This window comes from Pseudonocardia ammonioxydans (assembly GCF_900115005.1).
Taxonomy (GTDB): domain Bacteria; phylum Actinomycetota; class Actinomycetes; order Mycobacteriales; family Pseudonocardiaceae; genus Pseudonocardia; species Pseudonocardia ammonioxydans.
In genome coordinates, this window is sequence record NZ_FOUY01000014.1 from 140728 (window position 1) to 154580 (window position 13853).

The 13853-nt window shown below is 74.9% G+C and carries 18 protein-coding genes, 1 tRNA gene, 1 other RNA gene and 1 riboswitch; of the genes, 9 read left to right on the plus strand and 11 right to left on the minus strand.

The window, feature by feature from the left end:
- Window positions 1-18 precede the first annotated feature (18 nt).
- Window positions 19-113, minus strand: an RNA gene (ffs, locus tag BM093_RS15555) — signal recognition particle sRNA small type.
- 80 nt (window positions 114-193) lie between these two features.
- Between ffs and BM093_RS15560 the strand changes: the two genes are divergently transcribed.
- A tRNA-Ser gene (locus BM093_RS15560) sits at window positions 194-282 on the plus strand.
- A 294-nt stretch (window positions 283-576) separates the two neighbouring features.
- Window positions 577-2004, plus strand: coding sequence for an ArnT family glycosyltransferase (locus tag BM093_RS15565; RefSeq protein WP_093343532.1), 1428 nt, complete (start codon window positions 577-579; stop codon window positions 2002-2004).
- A gap of 60 nt (window positions 2005-2064) precedes the next feature.
- On the opposite strand, the gene BM093_RS15570 is transcribed toward BM093_RS15565, so the two are convergent.
- A complete protein-coding gene (locus tag BM093_RS15570; protein ID WP_093343534.1) occupies window positions 2065-2709 on the minus strand; it encodes a dihydrofolate reductase family protein in 645 nt (214 codons plus the stop codon).
- 266 nt (window positions 2710-2975) lie between these two features.
- Here BM093_RS15570 and BM093_RS15575 point away from each other — a divergent pair, with 266 nt between their 5' ends.
- The 4 genes from BM093_RS15575 (at window position 2976) to BM093_RS15590 (ending at window position 5025) form a co-directional block, all read left to right on the plus strand.
- The gene (locus tag BM093_RS15575) at window positions 2976-3530 is read left to right on the plus strand and encodes an RNA polymerase sigma factor (RefSeq protein ID WP_093343536.1); all 555 of its coding nucleotides are present in this window, start codon (window positions 2976-2978) and stop codon (window positions 3528-3530) included.
- Window positions 3527-4129, plus strand: coding sequence for an Asp23/Gls24 family envelope stress response protein (locus tag BM093_RS15580; protein ID WP_093343538.1), 603 nt, complete (start codon window positions 3527-3529; stop codon window positions 4127-4129). The genes BM093_RS15575 and BM093_RS15580 overlap by 4 nt, the downstream gene beginning before the upstream one ends.
- Window positions 4130-4148: 19 nt before the next feature.
- Window positions 4149-4643: an STAS domain-containing protein gene (locus BM093_RS15585; RefSeq protein WP_177238500.1), complete on the plus strand. Its 495-nt coding sequence runs from the start codon at window positions 4149-4151 to the stop codon at window positions 4641-4643.
- 100 nt (window positions 4644-4743) lie between these two features.
- On the plus strand, window positions 4744-5025 hold the full coding sequence (locus BM093_RS15590; RefSeq protein WP_093343542.1) for a helix-turn-helix domain-containing protein: 282 nt from the start codon (window positions 4744-4746) through the stop codon (window positions 5023-5025).
- Window positions 5026-5038: 13 nt separating this feature from the next.
- Here the strand turns inward: BM093_RS15590 and BM093_RS15595 are convergent, their stop codons facing one another.
- Entirely contained in the window at window positions 5039-5938 is a 900-nt protein-coding gene (locus BM093_RS15595) for a LysR substrate-binding domain-containing protein (protein ID WP_093343544.1), read from the minus strand.
- A gap of 53 nt (window positions 5939-5991) precedes the next feature.
- On the opposite strand from BM093_RS15595, the gene BM093_RS15600 reads away from it, so the two are divergent.
- A complete protein-coding gene (locus BM093_RS15600; RefSeq protein ID WP_093343546.1) occupies window positions 5992-7068 on the plus strand; it encodes a YeiH family protein in 1077 nt (358 codons plus the stop codon).
- A gap of 12 nt (window positions 7069-7080) precedes the next feature.
- Here the strand turns inward: BM093_RS15600 and BM093_RS15605 are convergent, their stop codons facing one another.
- Genes BM093_RS15605 through BM093_RS15630 form a run of 7 tightly spaced genes read right to left on the minus strand, consistent with a single transcriptional unit; the run spans window position 7081 to window position 12529 of the window.
- Complete coding sequence (locus tag BM093_RS15605) at window positions 7081-7602, minus strand: DinB family protein (RefSeq protein ID WP_093343548.1); 522 nt, start codon at window positions 7600-7602, stop codon at window positions 7081-7083.
- A gap of 51 nt (window positions 7603-7653) precedes the next feature.
- Window positions 7654-8688: an iron-siderophore ABC transporter substrate-binding protein gene (locus tag BM093_RS15610; protein WP_177238501.1), complete on the minus strand. Its 1035-nt coding sequence runs from the start codon at window positions 8686-8688 to the stop codon at window positions 7654-7656.
- Between the two features lie 23 nt (window positions 8689-8711).
- On the minus strand, window positions 8712-9545 hold the full coding sequence (locus BM093_RS35135; protein WP_143105398.1) for a ferric iron reductase: 834 nt from the start codon (window positions 9543-9545) through the stop codon (window positions 8712-8714).
- Window positions 9546-9586: 41 nt separating this feature from the next.
- Window positions 9587-10003: a cupin domain-containing protein gene (locus BM093_RS15615; protein ID WP_093343553.1), complete on the minus strand. Its 417-nt coding sequence runs from the start codon at window positions 10001-10003 to the stop codon at window positions 9587-9589.
- A complete protein-coding gene (locus BM093_RS15620; RefSeq protein WP_425439163.1) occupies window positions 10000-10890 on the minus strand; it encodes a metal ABC transporter permease in 891 nt (296 codons plus the stop codon). The genes BM093_RS15615 and BM093_RS15620 overlap by 4 nt, the downstream gene beginning before the upstream one ends.
- Entirely contained in the window at window positions 10887-11609 is a 723-nt protein-coding gene (locus BM093_RS15625; protein WP_093343556.1) for a metal ABC transporter ATP-binding protein, read from the minus strand. Before BM093_RS15625 ends, BM093_RS15620 begins: the two co-directional genes overlap by 4 nt.
- A complete protein-coding gene (locus tag BM093_RS15630) occupies window positions 11606-12529 on the minus strand; it encodes a metal ABC transporter substrate-binding protein (RefSeq protein WP_093343559.1) in 924 nt (307 codons plus the stop codon). The genes BM093_RS15625 and BM093_RS15630 overlap by 4 nt, the downstream gene beginning before the upstream one ends.
- Before the next feature lie 55 nt (window positions 12530-12584).
- Between BM093_RS15630 and BM093_RS15635 the strand changes: the two genes are divergently transcribed.
- The gene (locus tag BM093_RS15635) at window positions 12585-12920 is read left to right on the plus strand and encodes a YnfA family protein (RefSeq protein WP_093343561.1); all 336 of its coding nucleotides are present in this window, start codon (window positions 12585-12587) and stop codon (window positions 12918-12920) included.
- A gap of 61 nt (window positions 12921-12981) precedes the next feature.
- Window positions 12982-13047: riboswitch (guanidine-III (ykkC-III) riboswitch) on the plus strand.
- Window positions 13048-13067: 20 nt separating this feature from the next.
- A complete protein-coding gene (locus BM093_RS15640) occupies window positions 13068-13382 on the plus strand; it encodes a DMT family transporter (RefSeq protein ID WP_093343631.1) in 315 nt (104 codons plus the stop codon).
- A gap of 72 nt (window positions 13383-13454) precedes the next feature.
- Here the strand turns inward: BM093_RS15640 and BM093_RS15645 are convergent, their stop codons facing one another.
- Window positions 13455-13769 (minus strand): hypothetical protein, encoded by a 315-nt coding sequence (locus tag BM093_RS15645; protein WP_093343564.1) that lies wholly within the window; start codon window positions 13767-13769, stop codon window positions 13455-13457.
- Between the last annotated feature and the right edge of the window lie 84 nt (window positions 13770-13853).

The window sequence follows — 13853 nt, forward strand, 5'->3', positions numbered from 1 at the left end:
GAGAAACCGGCTGCAGACACAAGGGGACCCCGCGCACCCGCCAGAGCCTGTTGACCCTTGCTGCCTTCCGGCCCTGGGGGAGTTCACAGGATGGACGCCGCACGGGGTCCACGGACAGTGTGCCACGGAGCGGACGCCCGGGGGCGGAGGGGGCGGTGCCGCATCGCCGGGGACGGCAGGTAACCTTCTCCGCGGAGGATTCGCCTAGTGGCCTAGGGCGCACGCTTGGAAAGCGTGTTGGGGCATCCCCCCTCGCGGGTTCGAATCCCGCATCCTCCGCCACCTGAGCGGACCGGCGCCGCGTCACCCCGAGAGGGTGGCGCGGCGTTCGTCGTTCCGGTCGCGGTTCGGCCCGTCCACCACACCGGCGCCGCGACGCCCCGATCACGGTGTGCTGACCTTGAGTGTGCCGCGACGGCACAGTGTCTCCTGGCGGGGTCTCCTGGCGGGCGTCGTCTCCTGGCAGGCGTCGCACTGCACCGGAGGGAGAACGCCGTGACGAGCACTGCTCCCGGCAGTCCACGCCGGTCACGCCGTCCGCGGCACCCCCCGATCGGCCGGTTCGCCACGGTCCCGGTGACCGCGATCGCCGGGATCGTCGCCGTCGTCCACCTCGCACTGGCCGCGGTGCCCCGGCGCTGGTTCGACGAGGACCTGATGCTGGCGATCGGCCGACACCACCTGGACTGGGGCGCCGTCGACCAGCCGCCGTTGACCCCGCTGCTCGCCCGGCTCGCGGACACGGTGGCCCCGGGCTCGCCGGTGGTGCTCGCGGTACCCGCCGTCCTCGCGACGGCCGGGACGGTGCTGCTGACCGCGCTGCTCGTCCGGGAGCTCGGTGGTGACCCCCGCGCCCAGACACTGGCCGCACTCGGCCCCGGGACCGGCGTGGCCGCCGCCCAGTTCGGACACTGGCTCACGCCGTACACACTGGAGCCCGCGCTCTGGGCGGTGATCTTCTGGTTGTTGCTGCGCTGGACCCGGACCCGGGATCCGCGGCTGCTCCTGGCGCTCGGGCCGGTCGTCGGTGTCACCGCGCTGACCCGGTTCCAGGTGATGGCGCTCGGGGTCGCCGTCGTCGTCGCGGTCGCGCTGACCGGTCCGCGGGCGCTGCTGCGCGCGCCGGCGTTCTGGGCGGGGGCGGTGATCGCCCTGCTCGTGGCGGCGCCGACCCTGGCGTGGCAGGCGGCGAACGGGTGGCCCCAGCTCGCCATGGCCGACGCGGTGGCGACCGAGAACGCACTGATCTACGGCGGGCCGCTCGTCGTGGCGCTGCACGGCCTGGCCGTCGCCGGGCCGCTCACGCTGGGGCTGGCAGCCTGTGGGCTCGCCGGGCTGTGGCGGGACCCGCGGTGGCACGACCACCGCTTCGCCGGGGTGGCGTTCGTGCTGCTCGCCGTGGCCGTCGTGCTCACCTCCGGGCGGCACTACTACCTGCTCCCGGCCTACCCGGTGCTCGTCGCGATCGGAGCGGTGGCCCTGCAGCACCGGCGGGAGGCGGGCCGGGCCCGGGCCGCCTGGCCCGCCGTCACGCTCGGGGTGGTGCTGGCCGCCGGTGCACTGGCGTCGTCGGTGCTGCTCGCCTCACCGCGCTTCGCCGACGCGCTGGTGGCCGAGACCGTCCGGGTCCACCGGGAGCTGACGCCCGGTCAGCGCGACCGCACCGCACTGGGCGCGAACCCCTACGTCTACGCGACCCATCTCGACGCGGCTCCGCCGGAGCTCGGGCTGCCGCCCGCCACCGGCAGCAACCGGGCCTACGGCTGGTTCGCGCCGCCCCCGGAACACCAGGACCGACTGCTGCTGGTCGGCGACCCGGGCCCGTTCCGGCCCTGGTTCACCGGAGCCCGTGCGTTGACCACGGTCACGGCCCCGACGCCGCTGGGGACCTACGGCGGACTGGTGCCCGAGTCGGCGACGATCTGGCTGCTGGAGGGCCGGACCGCGCCGTGGGCCGAAATCCGGCTCGCGGCCCGGGACCTGCTCGTGGTGCCGCCGGGCTGACGCCCACGGTCGTCCCATCGCCCCGGTGCCATCGCCCCGGCGCCACCGCTCCGGGTCCCGTCACCGCCGCCAGAGCAGGTGATGTGTGACCCCGCTCGGGCTGGGCACGACCTCGAGGTGGAAGCGGTCCCGGAGCTCGTCGGGCGACGTCCAGAGCCGGACCCCGGAGCCCAGCGTCACGGGCGCGACCACCACGTGCAGGGCGTCGACGAGGTCCGCGTCGAGGAACTCCCGGATGGTCGAGGCTCCCCCGCCGAGACGGACGTCCTTGCCGTCCGCGGCCCGGCGCGCCCGTTCGAGGACCGCGGCCGGTTCGTCGTTCACGAAGTGGAACGTCGTGTCGCCGAGGGTCAACGCCGGACGCTCGTGGTGGGTCAGCACGAAGACCGGGGTGTGGAAGGGCGGCTCGTCGCCCCACCAGCCCTGCCACCCGGGGTCGGGCCAGGGGCCGCGCCGGGGAGCGAACTTGTTGCGTCCCATGATCTCGGCGCCGATGTTGTGCGGGAAGTCGCGGGTGAAGTAGTCGTCGAGGCCGCGGCTCCCGCCGGGGTCCGTGCGGTGCGGCCAGCTCGCCGTGGCGCCGGCCCACGCGAACAGCTCGCCCGGGTCGGCGTGGCCGAACGGGCGGTCGAGGGTCTGGTCCTCACCGGCACCGAACCCGTCACTCGAGACGGTGAAGTTCTGGACCCTGAGCAGTTGCGTCATGCAGGGCAGACCGGATGCGACGCGCGGACTCATCGCTCTGCCGTGCGCGGATCGCGCCCGCCGCGACCGGGGGTGTGACGCGGCTCACCGAACCGGTCCGTGATGATCTGCGAAGCGCGGTGTCGTACTGATGTCGAGGTACGGGGGAACGACGCCGCGTGACGAGCCGGGGGCCGTCACGAGCCTCGGTGGCCGGGACCCGCGGGGGCGGGCCCGGCCCGGCGCCGGATGAGGGGACGAGCGGACGTGCAGGACGGAGTGGTCGGGTGAGCCCCGGCCGCACAGGGCTCGACTCGGCCGCCGACGACTGGCTGATCGCCAAGGCGAAGGAGGGCACCCCGGACGCCTACGAGGAGCTCGTGCGCCGGCACCGCGACCGGATCTACCGCATCGCGTTGCGCATGGTCGGCAACCCGCACGACGCCGAGGACGTCGCGCAGGACGTCGTCCTCACGCTGTGGACGGCGCTGACCGGCTTCTCCGGGGACAGCATGTTCACCACGTGGCTGTACCGGATCGTGGTCAACCGGTGCCTCAACCTGATCACGCGCAGGCGGCAGCACGAACCGCTCGAGGACCCCTCGCTGGCCACCGCGCCCGGCGCCGACATGCAGGCCGTGGCCCGTGGCAAGGCCCGCGCCGCGCTCGACGCCGTGACCGCGCTGCCGCCGGACCTGCGCGCCGCGGTCGTCCTCGTCGACGTCGAGCAGATGCGCTACGCGGAGGTGGCGACGATCCTGAACGTGTCGGAGGCGACCGTCCGGGGCCGGCTGGCCCGGGGTCGGCGCACCCTCCTCGGCACCCTGCGGGAGTGGACATGAGCATCCACGACGAGCGGGACGAGGAGATGGAGCGCGAGCGCCCGCTGCTCTGCGGCCGCTCCGCCGACGAGCTGCTGGACCAGGTCGCCGCCGGCCGAGGGCACGTCCGCGACGAGCACCAGCAGGGCTGCGTGCACTGCCAGGCCGCACTGGGCGAGTACGGGCGGCTGTGGGCGCCGATGGCCGACCTCGCCGCGGAGGAGGTCGTCGCACCGGAGGGCCGGTTCGACCAGGTCCTGCGCCGGCTGCGCGGTGCGCTGTCCGAACCGGACTACGCGGTGCTCCCCGGACCGGACGGGCTCACCCGGATCGCCGCGCGCGTCGTCGTGGTGACCGCGCGCCGGTCGGCGCAGTCGGTACCCGGCGTCCGGGTCGCGCTGAGCCGCACGCTGTCCGGGGACGACGAGCCCGGCGGCGACGTCGTCGCGGGCGTCGCCGGGGCCAGCACGGCCGTGGAGATCACCCTCGCCGCCGACTACGGCGAGGACCTCAACGCGCTGGCCGACCGGGTCCGGGCCACGGTCGCCGACCGGATCCGCGAGATCACCGGCCTGTCGACGACCGAGCTGACCGTCGTGATCGACGACGTCCTGCAGTAGGGAGACCGTGATGTGCGCCATGCCCAGCCCGACACCACGTGACGGCCGCCCGTACGGGGTGTCCCACCCGCGGCGGCGGGCGCGCACCGCCATGCGCCCCCGCCGCCGCACCGGGCCGTCCGGATCCCCGCGACCGGACCCGGACGACCTCGGGCCCCCGATGACGGCGGGCACGCTGTGCGTGACCGCGGAGCCGCGCCCCGGCCACCGCGTGCGCCTGCGCTGCCTCGGGAGCATCGACCACGAGGCCGGCCCGGAGCTGTCCCGCTACATCCAGCACTGGGTCGAGGTGTCGTGCTGCGTGGTGCTCGACCTGTCCGGGGTGGACCGGCTGGACGCGTCCGGGCTCAGCGCCCTGATGATCGGGCTGCACCACGCCGAGCGGCGCGACGGGCACCTGCGGCTGGGCCGGCGTCCGTCTCCCGCGGCCGACCGGCTGCTCGCCCGCTCCGGGGTCCGGACCGTGTTCGAGGACGCCGACGCCGCCCGTCCCTGCCCGCACCGGTGCCGCTGACCGCGGGAAGCGCACCTCCCGCCGCCGGGCCGGCGCCGGAGCGGGTCGATCCGGGGCAGGCTGGTCCCGTCCGCGTGGTCGTCTGAGAGGGAGCCGCCCCATGGCTGCAGAGAACGGATCGACTACACAGAACGGATCGGCTGCACGGAACGGATCGAATGGGCCCGAGTCCGCACCGACGTTCACCCCCGAGGAGGACGCGGAGGATCTCGGCCGGCTCCTCCGCGAGGCCCGCGCGATGCAGGACGTCAGCGTGGCCGAACTGGCCCGGCGCACCGACCGCACCGCCGACGACGTCCTCGACTTCGAGGCCGGACGCGTCGTCCCCGCGAGGCCGCAGTTCGCCGTCTACCTGGAGGCCCTCGGCTACAGCCCCGCCTGACCGCCGGCCCCCGTCACCGTCCGCGCAGGGCGTGCCGCAGCAACGCGGCCGCGGTGCCCGACGGCTGTTCCGCGGAACGCCAGACCGCCCGCAGCTCCCGGTGCAGGTCGAGGCCGGACACCGCCACCTCGACCAGCGCACCGGTGACCCGGTCGTCGGCGACCACGAACTCGCTCAGCAACGCCGGCCCGGCACCGGAGCGCACGGCGGAGCGCAGCGCGGTGCTCGACCCGAGCTCCAGCAGCGGCTCCACCGCCCGGTGCCCGGCGGCGGCGAGCGCGCGCTCGACCGTCTCCCGGGTGCCCGACCCGGGCTCCCGGGAGAGCAACGGGGTCCCGGCGAGCTCGGCGGGCTCGACCGGGCGCCGGCGCCGGCTCCACGGGTGACCCGGGTCGACGACGAGCGTCAGCCGGTCGCGCCCGACCACCCGCGACCGCAGGCCGGGCAGCATCCCCGGCGACTCGACGAAGCCCAGCGACGCATCGCCGTCGCGGACGGCCGCGCACACCAGCGACGAGTTCATCACCTGCAGGCCCACCCGCGCCCCGGGATCGGAGCGGGTGAGCTGGGCGATCCACGACGGCAGCAGGTGCTCGGCCACGGTCAGGCTCGCGGCGACCACCAGCGGCGCAGAGGCCTGCAGCCGCAGGAGCTCGACGCCGTCCTGCAGCGCGCGCAGCTCGTCGAGTACCCGCTCGGCCCGTGCGGCCACCAGCTCCCCCGCCGTGGTGAGCGTCGAACCACGACGGCTGCGCTCGACCAGCTGCACCCCGAGCCGCCGCTCCAGGGCGCGCATCCGCTTGCTCGCCGCGGGCTGGCTGACCCCCGTCTCCGCCGCCGCGCCGCCGAGGCTGCCCCGCCGGCCGACCAGCACGAGCAACCGCAGCGACTCGAGATCCGGCGGGGTGGCCACGGACGCAGCGTAGGCGCCGTCCCGCCACGGGCGACCGGACCCAACCGCCGGGAATGACCTCAGGTCCGATCACCGGCTACCGGGAGGGCCCCGCGGGCGCGATCGTCGTCGGCGTGACCGCCACCGAACGACCCCCGGCCCGCCCGGCCCGGCGGGCCCGCACGCTGCTGCCCGGCCTGCTGCTGACCGCGACCGGCACGGCGGTCGCGTTCGCGGTCCACGACCTGGTCCCGGTGGTGAGCGCACTGACCGCGGCCGTCGTCCTGGGGGTGTGCACCGGCCGGTTCCTGCCCCGGGCCGCGCGGCCGGGCCTGAGCTGGGCGACCAGGACGCTGCTGCGGCTCGGGGTGGTGCTGCTCGGGCTCCAGCTCGGGCTGGGTGAGGTGCTCGGTCTGGGCGCCGGGACCGTGGCCGCGGTCGTCGGGACCGTGCTCGTCGCGTTCCTCGGCACCCTGGCCGTGGGCCGGTGGATCGGCGTCTCCCCCGGGCTCACCCTCATGGTCGCGACCGGCTTCTCCGTCTGCGGCGCCTCCGCGATCGCGGCGATGGACAGCGTCACCGAGGGCGACCGGGAGGACGTCGCCACCGGGATCACCCTCGTCACGCTCTACGGCAGCGCGGCGATCGCGCTGGTGCCGCTGCTCGCGTCGTGGCTGGGCATGGGGCCCGCGCACCTCGGGGCGTGGGCCGGCCTGAGCGTGCACGAGGTCGCGCAGGTGGTGGCGGCCGCGTCCCCGGCCGGGGCCGCCGCCGTCGCGACGGCGATCGTGATCAAGCTGACCCGCGTGCTCATGCTGGCCCCGATGGTGGCCGCGGTGAGCATCGTGCGGCGCCGGCGCGGGACCGCCCCCGGCACCGGCCGGCGCCCGCCACTGGTCCCGCTGTTCCTGCTCGGCTTCCTGACGATGATGGCCGTGCGGTCGACCGGCGCGGTCCCGGAGCCGGTCGTGTCGGCCACGACGACCGCGACCACGCTGCTGTTCGCGGCCGCCCTGTTCGGGCTGGGCAGCGCCGTGCGGGTGGGCACGCTGCTGCGCACCGGACGGCGGGGGCTGCTGCTGGGTGCCGCGTCCACGGTCCTGGTCGGTGCGGTCGGCCTGGGCGCGCTGGCGGTCACCGGTGGGCCGTGAGCCGCGGGCGGGTCAGCCCGCCGCGCGCAGGAGCCGGAGCTGCCCGATCTCGGCGGCGTTCTTGGTCAGCTCGGTGTTCACCCAGGCCAGGGTGTGCCCGACGGTGTACGACGGGTCGCCCTGCCAGGGAAAGCTCGCGGGTGCGTCCAGCGCGTCGTCGCCGAGCCCGCCGAGCACGTCCACCCAGTCGGCCCGCAGCCGGCGCAGCAACTCCACCGCCCGCGCGGTGTCGCCGGGCCACCGGACGTCGGTCCGCTCGGTCGGCGTCCGCCCCCGCAGGTGGTCGATCGTCACCGTCCACCACCAGCTGATGTGCCAGGTGGTCCAGGCGATCGTCGGGACGGGGACCGGGTCGGGTTCCTGCTCGGCGAAGTCCGGCTCCCACCCGCCGTCGGCACCCGGGTGCACCGTCCAGCACAGCCCGGCCGGCTCCCACAGGGCGTCGTCGGGTTCCAGCCGCTCGAGGTGGTACTCGAACAGCGACCAGGTGAGATCGAACTGCCAGCGCAGGACGTCGAGACGGGACGTCGGCACGGGATGATCGTGTCAGCGCGGGCCCACGCCGGGCATCACGTTTCGCGCTGGTCAGGCGGGCAGCTCTCCCAGCACCCGGTCCAGCTCGTCGAGGCAGGCCGTCCCGGCGGAGACCGAGTAGCCGTCCCACCACGCGACCGGGTCCAGGGCGGCGACCCGGCCCGCCCGCACCGCGGGCAGCTGCTCCCAGATCCCGCCGGTCGTGTAGCGCTCGAAGGTGTCCTGCGCCTGGTCCACCATCCCGCCGCCACCGACGACGTACAGCAGCACGTCGGCGTCGGCCAGCGTCCCGACGGTCTCCTCGCTCACCGACACGTAGGTCTCCTGCGGAGACGGCGCGTCGGTCGACGGCGGGCGGCGCAGGCCGACGTCGGCCAGGACGGCGGAACCGAAGATCTCCCCGCGGATCGTGCGCAGCTCGTCGGTGGTGAAGCGCAGCAGCGCGACCGACTGCCTGCCGATCCGGTCGGCGTGCGTGGCGGCCACCGCGTCGGCCCGTTCCCGGAAGCCCGCGAGCCGGCGCTCCATCTCCGGGCCGGCGCCGAGAACGTCGCCGAGGAACCCGACCGCGTCCTGCCAGGCGGCCCCGCTGCCGGCGTTCTCGTAGGCCACGGTCGGCGCGATCGCGGCGAGCTGCTCGTAGTGCTCCCGGACCCGCTGGGTGTTGCCGATGATCAGATCCGGGTTCAGGCCGACCAGCTGCTCCAGGTTGAGCTGGTTGAACCCGAGCTCGGTGAAGCCCGGCACCGGCCCCGGCACGTACGGGGGTACCGCGACCGCGCCCTGGAGGGTCTCCGAGGCGATCAGCGGCACGCCGAGCTCGAGGCCGACCTGCAGGCCACCGTTGCTGTCCAGCGAGACGATCCGCTGGGGCGCCACCGGGGCCGTGGCGGTCCCCAGTGGATGCTCGATGGTCCGGCCGGGCGGCGCCTGCTCTCCCGCGCCGCCGGACGAGCCGCACCCGGCGGCGGTCAGCAGTCCGGTGAGGGCGCCGGCGGCGAGGAGACCGCGCCGGGTCAGCGCCGCGCGGGGGTGGCCGGCGTCGTCACCGAGGTACGCACCGGGCTGCGGGGGTCGAAGCAACACGAATCGGACACTAGAGGTGAGGCTTACCTGGGTCCAGAGAGATCCGCCGCCGCCCACTTTTCCGCCCGGTCGTCCGCCGCGAGCAGCGGGCAGGTCAGGCACATGCCGTGGGCGCCGTCGGTGAAGTCCAGGCAGCACGCCCCGCGCACGCCCCAGACCTGCTCGTTCTCCGGTCCGAAGCGGACCATCGCGGGCTCCGAACGGCGCGGGACACCCGCGGCGAACAGCTGCTCGGCGAGCTCGCCCGCCCGCTCCCACGCCGCGGCGCGGTCGCGCTCCAGCTGGCGGGCCAGGTTGAGCATCCCGAAGTGGACCATGTCGATGACGTAGCTCCAGAGCGTGCGCGGTCCCACCCGGGTCCGGGCCGCCACGAGCTCCACCAGCGGACGCACCGTCGCCACGAAACCCGGTGCCAGCCACGCGTCCAGCTCGGCCCGGTCGGTGACGGGCAGCGCACCGCCGCGGGCCGGCCCGATCACCGCCTCGTGGCCCACGACGAGCACCCGGTCCAGGACCGCGGCCCCGACGGTGTCGTCGGCGCCGCCGGAGCGGCCGGGGCCGGTCGTACGGTAGACGTACCGGTCCGGGCCGAGCTGCGGCGCGGCCTCGAGCAGGTACACCGCCCCGGCCGTGCAGAAGATCAGCTCGCGGAGCAGGGTCCGGAGGGTGTGCACCGCCCGCGGGCCGGGCGGTTCGGCAGCGTCCGCGTCGAGCAGACGCCCGAGGAACGGGTCCGCGGGATCCGCGATGCCGGCGGCCGTGATCCACTCCGGCCCGGACGGCGCCTCGGTCACGACACCGGGCAGCGGCGCGAAGCGCAGCGGCGCGCACCGCGCGCGGAGCTCGTCGATCACCATCGGGCACACACTGGCACACCCACGCGCCGGTGTCGTGCGGCTCAGCCCGGGACCGCGCGGTTCACGAACCAGTCGGAGATCCCCGGCATGTGCTGCTCGAAGTCACCGGGCGCGGAGACGTTGAGCGCGCCGCACCGCTCGCCGGTCCGGTTCTCGAAGTCGTGGACCACCCCGCCGGGCACGAGGACGAACGAGCCCGTCGTCGCGTCGACCCACTCCCCGCCGACGCACACGCTCATCGTCCCCTCGAGGACGTAGAAGACGTCGTCCTCGGGGTGCGAGTGCGGGCCGGGGCCGGGCGTGTGCGGGTCGAGCCACCACTCGGAGATCGAGTAACGGCCCGCGGTCTCGGCGCCGTCGGCCTTGAACACGGCCGTCCCGCGGCCGAGCGGGTACGCGCGACCGGCGCCCGGGGCCAGGACCACCGGTCGCCGTGCGCCGTGCTGCTGATCGGTCACCGGGCACCCCCGTCGTCGGCCGGACCGGAACCGGCAACGGTAGCGCGCTGCGGGGGCCCCACCAAGCGGGCGAGCAGGCCGTGCCGCGGTCCGAGCAGGTAGGCGAGGGTGAACGCGACGGCGAGACAGACGACGACCGAGCCGCCGGTGGAGACGTCGAGGTGGAAGCTCAGGTAGGTCCCGGCGACCGCCGAGCCGACGGCGACGAGCACCGCGATCAGCAGCATCCGCTCCATCCGGTCGGTCAGCAGGTACGCCGTCGCCCCCGGAATGATCAGTACCGCGACCACCAGCACGATCCCGACCGCCTGCAACGCCACGACGACGGCCAGCGCCAGCAGCCCGAGCAGTATCGCCTCGGTGCGGCGCGGGTCGATCCCGACCGCGTGGGCGTGCGTCCGGTCGAACGCGACCAGTGTGAAGTCGCGGTGCTTGACCAGCACCACGACCACCGTGAGGACGCCCAGGAGCAGGATCTGCGCGACGTCCGGGCCGGACAGCCCGAGCAGGTTGCCGAACAGGATGTGCCCCAGGTCGGTGTCCGACGGCGTCGTGGAGATCAGCACCAGGCCCAGCGCGAACAGGCCGGTGAAGACCACCCCGATCGCCGCGTCCTCCTTCACCCGCGACGTCCGCCGGACCACCCCGATCAGGGCCACCGCGCCGGCACCGAACACGAAGGCCCCGATCCCGAACGGGATCCCGACGATGTAGGACAGCACCACCCCGGGCAGCACCGCGTGCGAGACCGCGTCGCCCATCAGCGACCAGCCGACCAGCGTGAGCCAGCACGACAGCAGCGCCCCGACCGTCCCGGCGACGATCGCGACCAGCAACGCCCGCTGCATGAAGTCGAACTGCAGCGGCTCGACCAGCCAGGCGATCACGACGCGTTCCGCAGGCCGAACACCCGGCCGAGGACCTCGGGGGTGAGCACCTCGTCCGGTGTCCCGTCGGCGAGCAGCCGCCCGGCCAGCAGCACCACTCGCCCGCACAGCCGGGACACCCCGGCGACGTCGTGTGTGGACACCAGCACCGTGCGCCCGGCCGCCGCCAGCTCGCCCAGCACGCCGGTCATCTCCTCCTGGGTGCGGTGGTCGACCCCGGCGAACGGCTCGTCGAGCAGCAGCAGCGGCGCGTCCTGCGCGATCGCCCGCGCGAGGAACACCCGCTTGCGCTGGCCGCCGGACAGCCGCCCGATCTGCCGGTCCGCGTACCCGGTGAGCCCCACCCGGTCCAGCGCGGCCTCGACGGCCGCACGGTCGGCCGGCCGCGCCCGGCGCATCGTGCCCATGCCGGCGTACCGCCCGGTGAGGACGACCTGGTGGGCGAGGATCGGGAAGTCCGGGTCGATCGCCTCGGCCTGGGGCATGTAGGCGACGGCGGCCCGGCGGCGGGCGGTGGCCGAGGTCGCCCCCAGGACGCGGACCGTGCCGCTCACCGGACGGACGAGACCCATCACGGCGCGGAACAGGGTCGACTTCCCCGAGCCGTTGGCCCCCATCAGCCCGCAGACGGTGCCCTCGCCGAGCCGCAGCGAGACGTCGTCGAGCGCGAGCACCTCGCCGTGCCGGACCGTGAGCCCGGCGATCTCGAGCGCGGTCACGGCCGGGCCCCGGTCAGGCCTTCGGCGATCGTCCCGGCGTCGTGGCGGAGCAGGTCGAGGTAGGTCGGTGCCGGACCGTCCGGCCCGGTCAGCGAGTCGACGTGCAGCGGCCCGGCCAGCCGCGCGCCGGTCTCCTCGGCGACCTGGCGCTGCGCGGCGTCGTTCACCGTCGACTCGCAGAAGACCGCGGGGACCCCCGAGTCGCGGACGACTCCCACGACGCCGGCGATCTGACGGGGCGTGCCCTCCCCCTCCGCGTTCACCGGCCACAGGTAGGCCTCGCGCAACCCCGCGTCACGGGCGAGGTAGGAGAAGGCGCCCTCGCAGGTCACGAGCACGCGCCGGTCCGGCGGGATCCCCGCCAGGTCCGCGCTCAGCTGCTCGCCGACGGCCCGGATCTCGCCGGCGTAGCGCTCGGCGTTCGCCGCGTACGACGCCGCGCCGGCCGGGTCGAGCCGGGTCAGGGCGTCCCGGATGGTGCCCACGTACCGCGCGCCCGCGGCCGGGGACATCCAGGCGTGCGGGTTGGGCCGGTCGCGGTACTCCCCGGCCGCGATCGGGAGCGGCTCGATCCCCTCGCTCGCCACGACCGCGGGCACCTCGGTCCGGTCGACGAACCGGGAGAACCAGCGTTCGAGGCCCATCCCGTTCTCGATCAGCAGGTCCGCCCCGGCGCCGCGGACGAGGTCGTCCGGCGACGGCTCGTAGTCGTGGATCTCGGCGCCCGGCCGGGTCAGCGACTCGACCCGCACCCGGTCGCCCGCGACCTGCCGGGTCATGTCGGCCAGCACGGTGAACGTCGTGAGCACCACCGGGCGCGGGTCGTCGTCGGCCGGCGCGCCGGAGCAGCCCGCGAGGAGCAGGCCGGCGACGAGCACGACCGCCGATGTTCGCCACACCGAAACCCTGCTGTTAGGCATGGCTAAACCATGCCGGACCGGCGGACCGGAACACAACACCCGGCAGGATGCGGGCATGACGGTGCTGCGCTCGGTGGTCCTGTTCGGCATCGCCGCCCTGTGCGAGATCGGCGGCGCGTGGCTGGTCTGGCAGGGCGTGCGCGAACACCGCGGCTGGCTGTGGATCGGTGCCGGGGTGGTCGCGCTGGGGCTCTACGGCTTCGTCGCGACCCTGCAGCCGGACGCGAACTTCGGTCGCATCCTGGCGGCGTACGGCGGGGTGTTCGTGGCCGGGTCGCTGGCCTGGGGCATGGTCGTCGACGGGTTCCGGCCGGACCGCTGGGACGTGACCGGGGCGCTGGTCTGCCTGGCCGGCGTCGCACTGGTCATGTACGGCCCCCGTCCGGTGTAGACATGGTCAGACCGGTCACGATCGGCTTGCCCGGGCACGGGGATCGGGCATCTTGGACCCGGACCCGCCGACCGGCGGCACACCCCGGACGAGACGCGCCGTACCCGGACCGACAAGACGACGCACTCGCCGGAAGGAGTGTCCGTCGTGGCCTGGATCTACCTGGTCGTCTCGGGAGTGCTGGAGACCGTCTGGGCGGCCGCCCTGTCCCAGAGCAAGGGGTTCACCCGGCTCACCCCCTCGATCGTCTTCGGGGTGGCGCTGCTGCTGAGCATGGGCGGGCTGTCGCTGGCCCTGCGCGAGCTGCCGGTCGGGACCGCGTACGCGGTCTGGGTCGGCATCGGTGCCGTCGGCACCGCCGCCTACGGGATGGTGGCGCTCGGCGAGCCGGCGACGACCGCGCGGCTGCTGTGCCTGCTCGCGATCGTCGGCGGCGTGGTGGGCCTGAAGGTGCTGAGCTGAGAGGCCCGGGCCGAGAGCACAGCGGGGCCGGCACCCCCAGGGGGTACCGGCCCCGCCGCTCGGGGGAGCCCCTTACTCGAAGGGTCCGTTGAGCAGGCCACCCACCGGGCCCTCGGCGTAGCCCGGGGTCAGTGCCGGGAACTCGACCTCGGTCCCGGCCACGCCCTCGGGCCGGTTGCCCGGCGAGTAGCTGTCGGCCGCGTCCAGCACGCCGTACCCGGCCGTGCCACCGATGGCACCGACCGCGTCCACCGCCTGGGTCGGGCTCTGCGTACTCGGGTAGCCGTGCCCGTCACCCTCCTCCGCGGCCGCCATCCCGGCCAGCGGGAACGCCACGGCACCCAGGGCGCCGACGGCGACCAACGAGCGTCGCATCCGGTTGTTCATCGCATCCGTCCTTCGGTTCGGGGAGCATTCCCCGCACGGCACCGCGGTGCCGTACGTCCGCGGCCGGTGGCCCGCGAAGGCGCA

What these genes read in the sequence shown, in the direction of transcription:
- BM093_RS15570 (WP_093343534.1), bottom strand. Translation starts at nt 2,709, where the DNA reads ATGACGCAACTGCTCAGGGTCCAGAACTTCACCGTCTCGAGTGACGGG.
- BM093_RS15580 (WP_093343538.1), top strand. Translation starts at nt 3,527, where the DNA reads ATGAGCATCCACGACGAGCGGGACGAGGAGATGGAGCGCGAGCGCCCG.
- BM093_RS15585 (WP_177238500.1), top strand. Translation starts at nt 4,149, where the DNA reads ATGCCCAGCCCGACACCACGTGACGGCCGCCCGTACGGGGTGTCCCAC.
- BM093_RS15590 (WP_093343542.1), top strand. Translation starts at nt 4,744, where the DNA reads ATGGCTGCAGAGAACGGATCGACTACACAGAACGGATCGGCTGCACGG.
- BM093_RS15600 (WP_093343546.1), top strand. Translation starts at nt 5,992, where the DNA reads ATGACCTCAGGTCCGATCACCGGCTACCGGGAGGGCCCCGCGGGCGCG.
- BM093_RS35135 (WP_143105398.1), bottom strand. Translation starts at nt 9,545, where the DNA reads ATGGTGATCGACGAGCTCCGCGCGCGGTGCGCGCCGCTGCGCTTCGCG.
- BM093_RS15630 (WP_093343559.1), bottom strand. Translation starts at nt 12,529, where the DNA reads ATGCCTAACAGCAGGGTTTCGGTGTGGCGAACATCGGCGGTCGTGCTC.
- BM093_RS15635 (WP_093343561.1), top strand. Translation starts at nt 12,585, where the DNA reads ATGACGGTGCTGCGCTCGGTGGTCCTGTTCGGCATCGCCGCCCTGTGC.
- BM093_RS15645 (WP_093343564.1), bottom strand. Translation starts at nt 13,769, where the DNA reads ATGAACAACCGGATGCGACGCTCGTTGGTCGCCGTCGGCGCCCTGGGT.